Raw genomic sequence first — 12,634 nt, 5'->3', positions numbered from 1 at the left:
AAGTCTATAATGCTTTTGAAATTGCCTAGATTAGATGAATTTTGATTTTTTGATTCTTTGACAATATTTTTTTTCTTTAATTTGTACACGCAAATAAAAGGACTGGTTAAAATAACCGTTATTGCTAAAAATGGAATAAGAAAAAGAATTAAGAAAAATAATAAAATAGCAAAGAAAACTTTTAATTTAATGGACATACTTAATAGAATTGATACATACAGAGTTATACTTAAAATAATTGCAGAAGCAAATGAAAGTCTTGTTTTAATAAGTCCGTACGTTAAATTAAATAACGAACTAAAAAAGTGTTTTGTTAATTGCAAAGCAAAAAACAAAACACTAATATTCAGAGAACAAATAAACTACGATGATTACAAATTTTTACAATCAGTAGGATTTTCTTTAGTTAGAAACTTTGATTTACATAGTAAAATCTACTTAAACCATAATGAAATACTATTTTCAAGTATGAACCTATATGATTATTCAATTACTAACAATTTAGAAAGCTCGGTATTATTACAACAAAACGAAGTGAAAGAAAGCAGTTTAAAAGTGATTCAAGAAATTTTAAAAAATATTAGAAAATAAATTAAAAAAAGTTAGGAAACATTTTATGTAATCTTTTCCATTGTTTATCACTAGTAATCTCTCCACTATTAAGCCACCAAGTTAAATTGAATTTCCCAATTAAAACAGAACCGGGAATACTCGGATAATGCTCTCCAAATTCAGAGTGAACCAAAACATAATCAGCCTCATTTTTGCATTGCGTTAAAATATCTACAATGTCACTACCGTCATCAAAAGGATTAGGACCTTCCATTTCATTATAAAGAGCTTGAGCGATGACATTTGCTTTTGCTTTTGTCAAAGTAGCTTTTACTTGAGGAACTGTTGTATTAGGATTTTCAAAAATATCTACAGGAGAGGAATTTTGACCCGAAGCAGTCTCATTAACAGCAGTTGTATTTGGGTCTTCTCCTTTTTTAAAAAGAAAAACCATTGCGAAAATGATTAAAAAAATACCCATAACTAATAACGACTACGTTTAATTAAAATAGGTCTACGCCTCGGATAAGACCTAGCCGTTTTACCTTGATTATAAGCTGTTTTTTTAGCTTTTCTAATCATAGGATAAACAAATTTTTTCATTTGAGCTTTTGTAGGTTTACGAACTGTTCTCTTTTTAGTAGTTGTTTTACCACCTAACAAAGTACCTACACTTTTGTTAACACCGTTTAAAACAGCAGATAATGGATTTGTCATAATTTCTATTCGTTATTGTCTATTGACTTGTTAATAATTGATTGTAAATACTCACTTGAAGAATACTTCATGAATTGAAATTTCAAGAAAAGGAAAATGATAGGAGAAAATAAAAAGAAAGCTTGACTTTTACAAACTTTTGCATAAGTAGCCTCTAACTTGTTTTCCGAATCGGGTAAAGCTCTATCGTGCCAATTTTCTAAAGTATTGAAAGTTCTATCTAAATCATATTCGCCATCAAAAGCAAAAGAAAAAAGCTCTATATAGAGCTTTCTAAAAATTTTAAAAATATTCATAAAAATTGAAATTAAATTAAATTAAAAATAACAAAGCAAGCCAGCCCCAGCTACCGCCAGACGGTTTACTATCTTTTGGATCAACTTTGATAGGTATTTCCGTATCTCCAACAACTACAACCGCACTAGTAGGATTTGTATTTGTTGTTTCAACACCACCAGTTACACCAGTATTCCCAGCTGTAGCACCTACATTCGCATTCCCAGCATTAGTATTTGCGCCACCGCTTTTTGGTATAGGTTTTATGTCGTAAACAGGCATGTTTTCGTATTTCCAACGGTACGGCTGACCTCTTCTATAAGGTACACCACTAGCAATATAAAGTTCTCCATTTTCGTAACGTAAAGTAGTTACAGTAAAGTTATTTCTAACTAAGCCCATAATTTGGTCTTCAAAAGCAGAAATTGCCTCTTCTCTCATTTTATGACCTTTAGCGGAACATTTTACTAATTTTTGACCATTTTGAGCATCAGAGCGATAAGAATAAATAAACTTCATTAAGTTTTTAATAGTCTCATTATTAGGATTGTCTTCAAATCCTGACCACTTCAAAGCAAAAGGAATATCAGCGGTAATGTCTTTTTGTGCTTCTTGAGGATTGTAAGAAGAGTTCCAGCAAGAAAAATCCATTCCGTTAGCAAAAAGATTTGAAAAACCTGATACAACATTAATTCCGAAACCATCTAAAGCGGTTAAAATTGTATTAACATCTAAACTAGCCGTACCGTTTGCCGTATCGACAATATTTGCGCCAGCTGTAGAAGCATTGGTAAAAGTGCTACCTCCTAATAAGGAGGTAGCAGATAAAACATTTATCATAATTATAGTTTTTTAACGACAAGCACAAGAAATGTCCGTAGTTTCTTTAACTATAGCGGTATTCATTTGATTATGCTTTTCAGTTTGTTTAACAAAATTTTGAACTATTTTGTCAGTCATGACATAGCGTGTAACATACATAACTCTAGAAGCTTGAGCAGTATCTAAAGTAAGTTTTAAATTCAAATCGTTTAACAATTGAGGAAATTTAAACAAAGTATAAGGGTCTATATAAGTAACAGGATATTGCCCCTCTCCTCTCGTAAAACCTTGTAAATAAATAGATTGACTATCATACTCTCCTTTAAACTTATCGGATTCTATTAATAACTGTTCTATATTTACAGCATTAGTGCCACCACCCCAAATATTCACGAATTTTACAAACGAACCTAAAGCGTAATTATGAACAGCTAAAGTAGCATCTAAATAATATTTATTAAAAATAGGAATATGCGTCATAATTCCCATATCTTGATAAGTTCCAATTTCTAATAAACAAGCTTCAACTTGTGAGAAATTGTTTTGAATTTCTAAATAAATAGTTAGACCATTTTGTAAATTCATTACAGTACCAAAAAATAAAGGAAAAGAAAAAGTACCGTTACCCGGATTGGCTATTGGTTCATAAGCAGGATTTGTAGCAGTATTAATATTATACAAGTCCAGTAAATCTCCGACAAATATTTTTTCCATTTCTTTTTTATTATTCCTTAAAGAAATTGAAACTTTAAAATCTGTTAGATTTGTCATAACAGCACCAGCAGAAGTAATAAAGAAGTTTAAAGCCGAAATATTTTCGTTTGTAATCTCGTATTGCTTTTTCTCTCCTTTAGAAAGTGTTAATTTTTGCATTTTGTTTTAAATTAATTGATTAATAATTACTTTGTTGTAGTTGCAGAATCAGGATTACTTTTTCTTTTCAACTTAGCCGCTAAATCAGGAGATACCTTTGCAATGTTGTCTACAATTTCAGCACTAAAAAAAACTGATAATAGGATTAAGCCAATTGTCATAACCCAAGGGGATTTTAATAACTTCATAAATTTTAAATTTGTTAAATAATGATTTTTGTATAATGCATTATAACACCGCTTTTAAAGAATTTACAAAATGACGCCATTTATTTTTACTATTTAAAAAATGAAGTGTGTAAAGCAGTTTGCCTAAGAACATCAAAAGAAATTAATTTTGAATTATGAAAAAATCTTTTTGCATAATTTCTATCTATTAAAAAGTTTTCGTAATACTTAGAAAAATCAGTTTTGATATTTCTAAATGTATACTTTGTTTTTACTGAATTTTTAAAGATATCAAACTTTTCTAAATCCTGTATAAAGACATACCTACTAGAAGTTTTAACATTAAGAAAATCCAAAGCTTCATTTAAAGACATACCTTGATTCATTTTATCAATAACTATTTTAAGACGAATAGAACGAAGTTGAGAAAGACCAAGTTTTCTTTTATCTGTATGAGTAAGTTTTTTATAATTAGCCTCTCCAAAAGCGTTAATATACTGTTTACTTTTAGTCTTAGCCAACTCGTTATACTTCTCTATTCTATCAGTTAAACTAAGATTATTTACAACCTCTTTAATTTGAAAAAAATCAATCTCTTCTTTAAACTTATTAAATATCAAATTCATTAAATCTTTTGAAAAAGTTGCCTTTTTAATCTCTATAAAATCAAATTTATGTTTATCTTTTCTATAACTCATGTGGTCAAAAAAGTTAATCTTAGATTCATGATTTTTAATTTTAGAATCAGTAAATAGAAAAAACTCATGTTTCTTACTTAAGGAACGTTCAATAATTTTATGTTCTTGCAACATAGTAGAATCTATATTTCTAATTCTTTTAAATTGAGAAGCTTTAATTTTATCTTCACATAAATACTTATAATACCTTTGAACTAAAGCATGTTGCTTTAACAAAAAAGACCAATCTTTACAATCTTTTCTGAAAATTTTATTCTTATAAAGAGTAGATAAATATTTTCGTGTAAAACTCATTTCGTACCTCAAAACCTTATCAGCTTCATTTAGCAAAAAAGACATTGAAAAAGGCAATACAGTTTCTAATTCTTTAACAAAGTTTAGATTTTCCTTTGATTCCATAGAAATAACATATTTTTGAATTATCTCATCTTGGACATTATTAGAATTTAAATTATAATTCTTATTTTCGTCTTCACTAAAAAATGAAAAATGCTTTTTTTGTTTAACTACGGGAAAGTATTTTAAATATATCTCATTTGCTTTATTTAGAGTGTTTTCATTAAGTAAAGCATCTTTATTTATCTTTAAAATTTTCTTAGAATCATTTTCTATAAATTCAGCGCCCTTATGATAAATCTTGAAGTAAAACCCGTCTGTATTATGTCTATATGCAAAAGATGAATCATAATCACTTGTAATCTTTGTGTTTTTCTTAACTCTAGAATGATAAATTTTCTTTTGAGCTTGTAAATAATCAATAGCAAAAGCTTTGCTCTCAAAAAATTGATTATAACACAAATCTAGCCTAGATACTTCAATATCTTCAAAGTTTAACAAAGTAATATTATGTATATTCAAAAGCTCAGATAAATCATTTAAAAAAGTTGCTATAAATTCAGTTAATCTAGTAATAACTAAACTAGCCTGATGCTTAAATTCACGACTTAAAAAAGGATTTTTAAGGTACCTTTGACTTTCGATATTTGGAACAAATTGAGCTATGTTATGACCGTAAAAATACTTAGGAATAGAAAGTTCAAACTTCAAAGAATCAGAATTTTCATTAATTGAAAATTTACATGTAGAATCACTTGAAGCAGTAGTAATATTTCCATGAACTGGATAAAAGAAAAATTCTTTTTTATTCAAACTTTCAATAATACCACCTTGTCGTTTAACAAAACCTATATTATCAATTGATTTACGTTTAAAATAGTCATCATTATCAATATTATCGGTTTGACCCTCATTTAAGAACTTTTTAGAGCGAATAACAAACTTACTTTCGTAATCTAACAAACGCTCATACAAAAGCCTATAAAACTTATTGTAATAAGAATAACCCGAAGGAGCGGACAAATCGGGTATTTTCTTATTTACATTATGAATTAAAAATGTAACAGTATCTAACATTACTTTATCATTCTATTTAACACGTAAATTGAAATTAAATAAGATAAAAAAAGCATATTGATTAAAAATATTAATGCTAACGAAAAAGGTACGTTTGAATAATTAATTTCAGACATATAAACTGAAAGATAAACTTGTAAAACCATAGAAAGAACTATAGTTAATTCATGCAATAATTTATAAATTTTATTTTTTTTCATTTGATTTTGATTTTAATTTTGGTTTCCAAACTCCGACACATTGTCTATATATTTTTTCAGCTTCAAAATCAACATAATTAGAAACTAAATTATAAAAAGGACAATAACAAGCATGAACATAAGGGTTAAACTTATCAGGGAAATACATTTGTTTTCTTACTTTAACTTTCATGTTTAAAATACTAATTGGTTAATACAGTTCTTACAAAGCTTACAATTGGTAGCAGAAGAAAAAATTACTTCCGTAGTGCTTTCACAAACTTCACAATAGTTAAAAATTACACAATCTTTAACTTCTTTATCCAATAAGTCATCTGTAATCATTAATTGATTATCATATTCGTATTTGATTTTTTTTTGTTTTTTCATTACAATTGCTTCTTAATTAATTCTTTATAAAATTGAGATTGAAATCTAAATTTCTGTAAATAACCATCTCTATAGCTTTCATGTTTTTGCTTTGCGATAACCATTGTATCACCAAGTATAGCAGTTTCAGTTGTGTAACCCTCTTTTGTTATCAAGTAAACTAAATCGTATTTCAAACCTTGATAATCAATAAATAAGCGTCGACACTCATTTACATATTCTCTAAAGTTCTTAGGAGCGTTCATACTTTTGAAATTGATTTAAATTAAGTTCTTGCATGAAATTCAAATAATAAGTATAAGCTTCTCTTAATTGCGGTGATAAATCCATAATTTCGAGTTTACCGTCATGTAAGCGATTATCAATATCATTCAGTCTATCAATTACAATTGTAAAATGGACTCTAGTTATAGACGAACAAACGCCACTAACTATATAAAAAAGTGATTGGCTAGTTATCTTCATTGAAAAATAAATTATGTCTATAAGTAATCTTCCTAAGTAATTCAGAAAAAGTAGAAACGTAAACAATTAACTCAAAATCAATACTTTGATGTTTAGAACATTTAATAATAAAAGACATTAATTTGTTAAAATCAGGGTCGAAATTTGGGATCAACAAAATAGAATTGCTAGAATACTTAAATCGTAAGGTCAAATAATTGCCTAATCGAGAGGTTTTAATAAAAGGAGAAATTTTGCGAGTTAAGTGTGCTAAATCTCTAGATTTAGTTTTTCGCATCTTGGAAAGGAAAAGCTCAAAATCTTTTTTGTTTTGAGCATAAAGAATTGCTTTTTTCTTGTCTTTATTCATAATTTATTAAATTATGAATAACGTAGAAACTAAATTACATACTGTATATTATAGTTCAAAAAATATACATTTAAAACCTCTAAATTAATTAGAGGCTTGTTTAATCTTATATTCGCTAATTAGTTAACTATAAACTTATTTCTAAAAGTGTCAGAATCTATTTGCAAGTTATAAAAATAAACACCTCTAGAAAGATTTACTATTTTATATTGATTATCTGTAATAACTTTTTTGTCAATTAATTTTCCAGTAAAATCATAAATTGTTAAAACGAAATCTTCATTTAAATTACTAAATTTAAGAATTTCTCCATTTTCAACAGGATTTGGATAAATTATAATCATGGAATTAAGGTAATTGTCAGGTACACTTAAAGGATTACAATTTTCAGAATAATTTGATGTGTTATCTTTTAACCAACTAGAATAATTACCAGTTCCTGCTATTGCTGCACCAGAATCATCAACTTCAATACATGTTAATAAAGGATTATTAGTTACATCAAAAGATGTAATGTTAGTATTAAATCCATTTTTTACATTTAAGGTATTTAATAAATTATTTTTTGCATTTAAACTAGTTAGTTGTGTTTTAGAACTTAAATCTAAATCTGTAATTTGGTTACCTTCTAAATTTAAATATTGCAAATTAGGTAACTCACTTAAATCTATATTTGAAAGAGAATTGTTTGACAAATCTAGAAAAGCAATAATAGAATTACTTGAAAAAGTGATACTATTTAAATTTAGGTTAGTAAGATTTACATCATATAATATAGGATTTCCGCTTAAATCTATACTTGTTATTGGATTATTTATAATGTTAAGAGCTTCTATAGATGTAAAGTCTTGTAAACCTGTTAAATCTGTTATATTATAATTACTTAATATATTCAAATCTTCAAGCCCAGCAATATTTGCGGTAGGAACATAATTATCTAAAGGTCCAAAATCTATAGATATATCTATTAATAATTGTTCAAAACCATTATCCGGAATATAAGTGTTTTGAGAAAAAATTAAAGTGGGAAAAAATACTGAAATTATAAATAAGTAATAGTATCTCATAGAATTACATATAAAAATAATTATCAAAAATACAAAAAAGTATATAAATAAAATAATTTAATACGAAAAAACGTTATTTCATAATGCTTTTTAATAAAAACATGATTTTAATTAAAAAATAAATAAACCATAAAAAATTGTATAAAACTGAATAAAATCTTAAATTTGCATCCCTTTAACTATTACATCTATGGAAAATAAATATGCTCAAAAATTAATTGAGAAAATTCAAAAAGAAATTTTACAAAATAAGTTTGATTTAAACTCAATTGTTTCTGATTTAAAAAAAATTAGAGAATATTCTCTAGAAGAACAAAATCCTGTGGTTACTAAAGCTTTACGTCTTGCTTATGAACATTTAGAAAAAAATGAAGCTTTCTTAATTGGAATTCCAGATGATGAACCTATCAATGAAGAAAATGAAACAGAGCAAAATGTTTCTGAAGAAAATGATATTGAAAGTTTAGAGTATTTCTTATCTCTTCTATTTGATTTATCAAAGAAAAACAATTTATTAGATTTAAAAGAATATAATAAAGCTTTTATAGCATTTTAGATAAAAAACATAATTATTTTAAGGAGGCTAAAAAAAGCCTCTTTTTTTTATCTATACTTTAACAAAAAACCTCAAAATTCTTAGTAAATTTGCAGTCCTAAATCTTTTTTTATATGTCCAAGCAAAAAAAATCTAGAGTAAGACTTCTTCATCAATACTATAAGTATACTGGCTTTTATTCCTTTATATGGGAAAATTCTAAAAAAGCCTTTCTTCCACTTGTAGTAGTTATTGGTGTATTACTTTATATAAATTATCGTGTAATGAGTATTGATGAAATGCTATATTATGTTACACAAAATTTTAGTGATATCTCTATATTTTCATTGTTCTTAGTATCAGAAAGTATTTTAGGATTATTGCCTCCAGATATTTTTATTGCATGGACAAAAAATACGGAATCTCCTCTACTCTATCTATCTATATTAGCATGCTTGTCATATCTAGGTGGTGTTATTTCTTATTATAAAGGAAGAACACTTCTTTTAATACCTAAAATAAATGATTATTTAGAAGGAAAAATGACTAAGCACATAAAAAATATGCAAAAATGGGGCGGTTTTTTAATCGCAGTTGGAGCATTATTGCCATTGCCATTTGCTATTGCTTGCTTAGCAGCTGGAATGATTAAATTTCCACAAAAACATTTTTTCCTCTTTGCATCGCTTAGAGTGTTTCGTTTTGTAATTTATGGTTACGTTATTTATTCTGCTTTATCATGATAAAATTTTTTAAAATTATTGCTTTGATTGAAGGAATTTCACTTTTAGCTTTATTGTTTTTTGCAATGCCTATGAAATACCTATTTGGTAATCCAATGTTTGTTAAACATATTGGTATGGCTCATGGATTACTTTTTATCCTTTACATTGCTTTGGCTATTCTTCTAAAAATAGAGCAAAAATGGGATATGAAAAAATTTGGTATAATTTGTTTAGCTTCAATTGTTCCATTTGGTACTTTTTATATTGAAAAAAAATATTTATAATCATTGTTAATGGTGCTATTTAATTGGGCTTATAAAATTCTTAAAAATTTAGATTGTAGTGAAAGTTTTGCTATATATACTAATTTAATTATCAATATTTTAGTTTTAATTATTGTAGCTTATTTACTGGACTATATTTTTAAAAAGGTATTAATTATTATTCTTGCGATTGTAGCTGCTAAGACAAAATCAACCTTTGATGATTTTTTAGTTGCTAATAAAACCGCCAAATATATAGCACATTTAGTTCCATTAATTTTTATTTACAAAACAGTTCCCATTACTCTTAAAGATTTCTCATATTGGGAAGTTTTTTTTGAAAAAAGTATCAAAATATATATTATAATCTTAACACTTTGGATTATAAGAAGTGTTTTTAATGCCTTAAAAGATTATCTAAAAAACAAACCTCGATATAGTGATAAACCTATAGATAGTTATATTCAGGTTATTATGATAATGTTATGGATATTTGGTGTAATCTCTTTTATATCCGTTCTTTTTAGCATTGGAAAGATGGCCTTTATAACTACATTAGGATCAGTTTCAGCTGTAATAATATTAATTTTTAGAGATACAATACTTGGTTTTGTGGCTAGTATATCTGTTTCTGTAAATGACATGGTTAGAATTGGTGATTGGATTACTATGGATAAGTTTGGTGCTGATGGAGATGTAATAGAAATTAACTTAGCTACAGTAAAAGTTAGAAATTTTGATAATACAACAACTACTATTCCAACATATAGTTTAATTTCAGATAGTTTCAAGAACTGGAGAGGCATGCAAAACTCAGACGGTAGAAGGATAAAAAGATTTGTATTAATTAAAACAAAATCAGTTAAGTTTATAGATGATAGTGAATTAGACTATTATAAAAAAATTCAAAATATTTCTGCATATATAGATCATAGGCAATCTGATATTCAAAAGTATAATATGAATAATTTGATTGATAAATCACTTATTTTAAATGGTAGAAATCTCACTAACCTTGGCTTATTTAGAAAGTATGTTGAAGAATACATAAAAAACCATTCTGGTATAAATAAAAATATGATGCTTATGGTAAGGCATTTACAGCCTACTGAAAAAGGAATTCCTGTTGAAATATATTGTTTTTCTAAAGACAAAACTTGGGAAAATTATGAACATATTATGGCAGATATTTTTGACCACATATTAGCTTCAGTTTCTTATTTCAATTTAGAATTGTATGAATTGGATAATAATATAACTGTAGATTAGATTCTTTTTTTTAATCGTTCATCAACAAATTCTACTTTAGTTTTTCCATGAGGTTTTGGTCTTCCAAATTCATCTAAATTCACCATAGTTATAGAATCTACTGTAAGAATAGTTTCTTGAGTCATTTTATTCCTTGCTTTGCATTTTAAAGTAAGAGATGTTGTTCCAAATTTTATTACTTCAATTCCTAATTCAATAATATCACCTTGCTTAGCAGAACCCATAAAATTAATTTCAGTCATATGCTTAGTAACTACTCTAGTATTTTCTAACTGAATTATTGTATATAGCGCTGCCTCTTCATCTATCCATGCTAATAATCTTCCTCCAAATAAAGTTTCATTAGGGTTTAAATCTTCTGGTTTTACCCACTTTCTTGTATTAAATCTCATCATATTATATAAAATAGAAATTTTGTGTAACAAAAATAGTACAAACATGATTATTATTGATAGAATAACATGCTTTTTATTTTTTATACAGATTAAAATTGCCTAATTTCGTACTTATTTTAAAAATTGTAAATTATGAAAAAAATTATTCTTTTTTTATCACTAATGTTGATGGTTACCTCTTTGGTTAGTGCTCAAGAAGAAACTGAAAAACAAGTAGAAATTGATTTCAACAGATGGTCTATTGATTTAAATGCTGGTTTAAGTAAGCCAACTGCTCCATTCTCACCTAATTATTATTCTAGTAATACAAATTTTATTCATGGTGATTTAGGTATCAGATACATGTTTAATACTAAATTTGGTTTAAAATTAGATCTTGGGCTAGACACATTTAAAAATAAATCAGAAAGTTTTGAATTTGAAGGACAATACTATAGAACAAATTTACAAGGAGTAATAAACTTAGGAAGACTTTTAACATTTGAAGATTGGACAAATACGATTAATTTACAAGCTCATACTGGAATTGGATTTTCATACATGACTAATGACAGGTTTGAAGGAAATGACGATATGACTAACTTCATATTAGGTCTTACTGCTCAATTTAGACTATCTGATAGAATTGCTCTTAATACAGATTTTACAATGATAAATAATATAAATCAACAATATACATTTGATGGCTTTGAGGATCCTTCAGTTTCTGGTAACAGAGGTTTTAACAGCACTCTGTATAATGCTAGCATTGGTTTTTCAATTTATTTAGGTAAAAATGAAAAACACGCTGATTGGTTTGTTCCTAGTAAAATCAGTGAAGAATTAGAAAAATTAGAAACTCGTGTTGCAGAATTAGAAACCATGTTAAATGATACTGATCGTGATGGAGTTCCAGATTATCTTGATACTGAGCCTAATACCATAACTGGTGTAGCAGTAGATACAAAAGGACGTGCTGTTGATATGAATAATAATGGTGTTCCTGATGAAATTGAGTCTTATGTTGAACGAGTAAGAAATGAAGACAAATCTTTATCAAATCAATCTGTTGAAGATATGATTAATGGTGGTTATATTAATGTATATTTTAATACTGGTTCTAGTAAACCAACTAGTTCTTCTTATGGTGCAATTCAATTTGTAACACAATATTTAAAATCTAATCCAGGTTCAAGTGTAGAAATTATAGGTTACGCTGATGAAATTGGTCAAACTGAATACAATGAAAAATTATCTGCAGCTAGAGCAACATTTGTAAAAGATGTTATTATTAAAACTGGTGTTGATGCATCTCGTTTAGTAGAAGTTGCTAAAGGTGAAGATACATCTGTAGATCCAAACTCTGCTGATGCAAGAAAATTAGTAAGAAGAGTTACTTTTAAATTAAAGTAATTAACAATACAATCTTAATAACTAAAAAATAGTCTTCATTTATGAGGGCTATTTTTTTTTAACTTTAGTTAACTGTAAAAATTGCTA

General features: G+C 26.9%; 21 protein-coding genes. 6 read left to right on the top strand and 15 right to left on the bottom strand.

Features of this window, described 5'->3' with window-relative positions; genetic code table 11:
* The first annotated feature begins 81 nt into the window (after nt 1-81).
* Nucleotides 82-591 (top strand): hypothetical protein, encoded by a 510-nt coding sequence (locus ACULEV_RS07800; RefSeq protein ID WP_445458107.1) that lies wholly within the window; start codon nt 82-84, stop codon nt 589-591.
* Nucleotide 592: 1 nt separating this feature from the next.
* On the opposite strand, the gene ACULEV_RS07795 is transcribed toward ACULEV_RS07800, so the two are convergent.
* From ACULEV_RS07795 to ACULEV_RS07730, 14 genes are all read right to left on the bottom strand, one after another.
* Nucleotides 593-1,006 (bottom strand): hypothetical protein, encoded by a 414-nt coding sequence (locus ACULEV_RS07795; protein WP_445458106.1) that lies wholly within the window; start codon nt 1,004-1,006, stop codon nt 593-595.
* Between the two features lie 29 nt (nt 1,007-1,035).
* On the bottom strand, nt 1,036-1,269 hold the full coding sequence (locus ACULEV_RS07790; protein WP_445458105.1) for a hypothetical protein: 234 nt from the start codon (nt 1,267-1,269) through the stop codon (nt 1,036-1,038).
* A gap of 5 nt (nt 1,270-1,274) precedes the next feature.
* A complete protein-coding gene (locus tag ACULEV_RS07785; RefSeq protein ID WP_445458104.1) occupies nt 1,275-1,565 on the bottom strand; it encodes a hypothetical protein in 291 nt (96 codons plus the stop codon).
* A 16-nt stretch (nt 1,566-1,581) separates the two neighbouring features.
* Entirely contained in the window at nt 1,582-2,385 is an 804-nt protein-coding gene (locus ACULEV_RS07780) for a hypothetical protein (RefSeq protein WP_445458103.1), read from the bottom strand.
* Nucleotides 2,386-2,397: 12 nt separating this feature from the next.
* Nucleotides 2,398-3,240, bottom strand: a complete 843-nt coding sequence (locus tag ACULEV_RS07775) for a hypothetical protein (RefSeq protein ID WP_445458102.1) — start codon at nt 3,238-3,240, stop codon at nt 2,398-2,400.
* A 26-nt stretch (nt 3,241-3,266) separates the two neighbouring features.
* Entirely contained in the window at nt 3,267-3,428 is a 162-nt protein-coding gene (locus tag ACULEV_RS07770; protein WP_445458101.1) for a hypothetical protein, read from the bottom strand.
* Nucleotides 3,429-3,517: 89 nt separating this feature from the next.
* Nucleotides 3,518-5,518, bottom strand: coding sequence for a hypothetical protein (locus tag ACULEV_RS07765; RefSeq protein ID WP_445458100.1), 2,001 nt, complete (start codon nt 5,516-5,518; stop codon nt 3,518-3,520).
* Nucleotides 5,518-5,718 carry a hypothetical protein gene (locus tag ACULEV_RS07760; RefSeq protein WP_445458099.1) on the bottom strand — a complete coding sequence of 67 codons (201 nt, stop codon included), beginning with the start codon at nt 5,716-5,718 and terminating at the stop codon, nt 5,518-5,520. Before ACULEV_RS07760 ends, ACULEV_RS07765 begins: the two co-directional genes overlap by 1 nt.
* A complete protein-coding gene (locus tag ACULEV_RS07755; protein ID WP_445458098.1) occupies nt 5,705-5,890 on the bottom strand; it encodes a hypothetical protein in 186 nt (61 codons plus the stop codon). Before ACULEV_RS07755 ends, ACULEV_RS07760 begins: the two co-directional genes overlap by 14 nt.
* A 2-nt stretch (nt 5,891-5,892) precedes the next feature.
* Entirely contained in the window at nt 5,893-6,087 is a 195-nt protein-coding gene (locus tag ACULEV_RS07750) for a hypothetical protein (protein WP_445458097.1), read from the bottom strand.
* The gene (locus ACULEV_RS07745) at nt 6,087-6,332 is read right to left on the bottom strand and encodes a hypothetical protein (RefSeq protein ID WP_445458096.1); all 246 of its coding nucleotides are present in this window, start codon (nt 6,330-6,332) and stop codon (nt 6,087-6,089) included. Before ACULEV_RS07745 ends, ACULEV_RS07750 begins: the two co-directional genes overlap by 1 nt.
* Entirely contained in the window at nt 6,319-6,552 is a 234-nt protein-coding gene (locus tag ACULEV_RS07740) for a hypothetical protein (RefSeq protein WP_445458095.1), read from the bottom strand. Before ACULEV_RS07740 ends, ACULEV_RS07745 begins: the two co-directional genes overlap by 14 nt.
* Nucleotides 6,539-6,901: a hypothetical protein gene (locus tag ACULEV_RS07735; RefSeq protein WP_445458094.1), complete on the bottom strand. Its 363-nt coding sequence runs from the start codon at nt 6,899-6,901 to the stop codon at nt 6,539-6,541. The genes ACULEV_RS07740 and ACULEV_RS07735 overlap by 14 nt, the downstream gene beginning before the upstream one ends.
* Before the next feature lie 119 nt (nt 6,902-7,020).
* The gene (locus ACULEV_RS07730; RefSeq protein WP_445458093.1) at nt 7,021-7,968 is read right to left on the bottom strand and encodes a T9SS type A sorting domain-containing protein; all 948 of its coding nucleotides are present in this window, start codon (nt 7,966-7,968) and stop codon (nt 7,021-7,023) included.
* A 190-nt stretch (nt 7,969-8,158) separates the two neighbouring features.
* Between ACULEV_RS07730 and ACULEV_RS07725 the strand changes: the two genes are divergently transcribed.
* The 4 genes from ACULEV_RS07725 to ACULEV_RS07710 all read left to right on the top strand — a co-directional run bounded on the left by ACULEV_RS07725 (nt 8,159) and on the right by ACULEV_RS07710 (nt 10,760).
* On the top strand, nt 8,159-8,524 hold the full coding sequence (locus ACULEV_RS07725; protein ID WP_445458092.1) for a hypothetical protein: 366 nt from the start codon (nt 8,159-8,161) through the stop codon (nt 8,522-8,524).
* 113 nt (nt 8,525-8,637) lie between these two features.
* Nucleotides 8,638-9,246: a YqaA family protein gene (locus ACULEV_RS07720; RefSeq protein WP_445458091.1), complete on the top strand. Its 609-nt coding sequence runs from the start codon at nt 8,638-8,640 to the stop codon at nt 9,244-9,246.
* Nucleotides 9,243-9,512: a DUF3817 domain-containing protein gene (locus ACULEV_RS07715; RefSeq protein WP_445458090.1), complete on the top strand. Its 270-nt coding sequence runs from the start codon at nt 9,243-9,245 to the stop codon at nt 9,510-9,512. The genes ACULEV_RS07720 and ACULEV_RS07715 overlap by 4 nt, the downstream gene beginning before the upstream one ends.
* 9 nt (nt 9,513-9,521) lie before the next feature.
* The gene (locus ACULEV_RS07710) at nt 9,522-10,760 is read left to right on the top strand and encodes a mechanosensitive ion channel family protein (RefSeq protein WP_445458089.1); all 1,239 of its coding nucleotides are present in this window, start codon (nt 9,522-9,524) and stop codon (nt 10,758-10,760) included.
* Here the strand turns inward: ACULEV_RS07710 and ACULEV_RS07705 are convergent.
* The gene (locus ACULEV_RS07705) at nt 10,757-11,152 is read right to left on the bottom strand and encodes an acyl-CoA thioesterase (RefSeq protein WP_445458531.1); all 396 of its coding nucleotides are present in this window, start codon (nt 11,150-11,152) and stop codon (nt 10,757-10,759) included. The genes ACULEV_RS07710 and ACULEV_RS07705 overlap by 4 nt on opposite strands.
* A gap of 135 nt (nt 11,153-11,287) precedes the next feature.
* On the opposite strand from ACULEV_RS07705, the gene ACULEV_RS07700 reads away from it, so the two are divergent.
* Entirely contained in the window at nt 11,288-12,547 is a 1,260-nt protein-coding gene (locus tag ACULEV_RS07700) for an OmpA family protein (protein WP_445458088.1), read from the top strand.
* The last annotated feature ends 87 nt before the right edge of the window (nt 12,548-12,634 follow it).

The sequence above is a fragment of the Flavobacterium sp. HNIBRBA15423 genome, assembly GCF_052655965.1.
The sequence above is the reverse complement of the archived record's forward strand: the minus strand, read 5'-3'. Positions and strand labels throughout refer to the sequence as shown.

Excerpts from the sequence above, each read along its gene's own strand:
- ACULEV_RS07780 (WP_445458103.1), bottom strand. The coding sequence starts at position 2,385 with ATGATAAATGTTTTATCTGCTACCTCCTTATTAGGAGGTAGCACTTTT.
- ACULEV_RS07750 (WP_445458097.1), bottom strand. The coding sequence starts at position 6,087 with ATGAAAAAACAAAAAAAAATCAAATACGAATATGATAATCAATTAATG.
- ACULEV_RS07740 (WP_445458095.1), bottom strand. The coding sequence starts at position 6,552 with ATGAAGATAACTAGCCAATCACTTTTTTATATAGTTAGTGGCGTTTGT.
- ACULEV_RS07725 (WP_445458092.1), top strand. The coding sequence starts at position 8,159 with ATGGAAAATAAATATGCTCAAAAATTAATTGAGAAAATTCAAAAAGAA.
- ACULEV_RS07770 (WP_445458101.1), bottom strand. The coding sequence starts at position 3,428 with ATGAAGTTATTAAAATCCCCTTGGGTTATGACAATTGGCTTAATCCTA.
- ACULEV_RS07755 (WP_445458098.1), bottom strand. The coding sequence starts at position 5,890 with ATGAAAGTTAAAGTAAGAAAACAAATGTATTTCCCTGATAAGTTTAAC.
- ACULEV_RS07745 (WP_445458096.1), bottom strand. The coding sequence starts at position 6,332 with ATGAACGCTCCTAAGAACTTTAGAGAATATGTAAATGAGTGTCGACGC.
- ACULEV_RS07705 (WP_445458531.1), bottom strand. The coding sequence starts at position 11,152 with ATGAGATTTAATACAAGAAAGTGGGTAAAACCAGAAGATTTAAACCCT.
- ACULEV_RS07700 (WP_445458088.1), top strand. The coding sequence starts at position 11,288 with ATGAAAAAAATTATTCTTTTTTTATCACTAATGTTGATGGTTACCTCT.
- ACULEV_RS07775 (WP_445458102.1), bottom strand. The coding sequence starts at position 3,240 with ATGCAAAAATTAACACTTTCTAAAGGAGAGAAAAAGCAATACGAGATT.
- ACULEV_RS07795 (WP_445458106.1), bottom strand. The coding sequence starts at position 1,006 with ATGGTTTTTCTTTTTAAAAAAGGAGAAGACCCAAATACAACTGCTGTT.
- ACULEV_RS07715 (WP_445458090.1), top strand. The coding sequence starts at position 9,243 with ATGATAAAATTTTTTAAAATTATTGCTTTGATTGAAGGAATTTCACTT.
- ACULEV_RS07710 (WP_445458089.1), top strand. The coding sequence starts at position 9,522 with ATGGTGCTATTTAATTGGGCTTATAAAATTCTTAAAAATTTAGATTGT.
- ACULEV_RS07730 (WP_445458093.1), bottom strand. The coding sequence starts at position 7,968 with ATGAGATACTATTACTTATTTATAATTTCAGTATTTTTTCCCACTTTA.
- ACULEV_RS07735 (WP_445458094.1), bottom strand. The coding sequence starts at position 6,901 with ATGAATAAAGACAAGAAAAAAGCAATTCTTTATGCTCAAAACAAAAAA.
- ACULEV_RS07720 (WP_445458091.1), top strand. The coding sequence starts at position 8,638 with ATGTCCAAGCAAAAAAAATCTAGAGTAAGACTTCTTCATCAATACTAT.
- ACULEV_RS07785 (WP_445458104.1), bottom strand. The coding sequence starts at position 1,565 with ATGAATATTTTTAAAATTTTTAGAAAGCTCTATATAGAGCTTTTTTCT.
- ACULEV_RS07760 (WP_445458099.1), bottom strand. The coding sequence starts at position 5,718 with ATGAAAAAAAATAAAATTTATAAATTATTGCATGAATTAACTATAGTT.
- ACULEV_RS07790 (WP_445458105.1), bottom strand. The coding sequence starts at position 1,269 with ATGACAAATCCATTATCTGCTGTTTTAAACGGTGTTAACAAAAGTGTA.
- ACULEV_RS07765 (WP_445458100.1), bottom strand. The coding sequence starts at position 5,518 with ATGTTAGATACTGTTACATTTTTAATTCATAATGTAAATAAGAAAATA.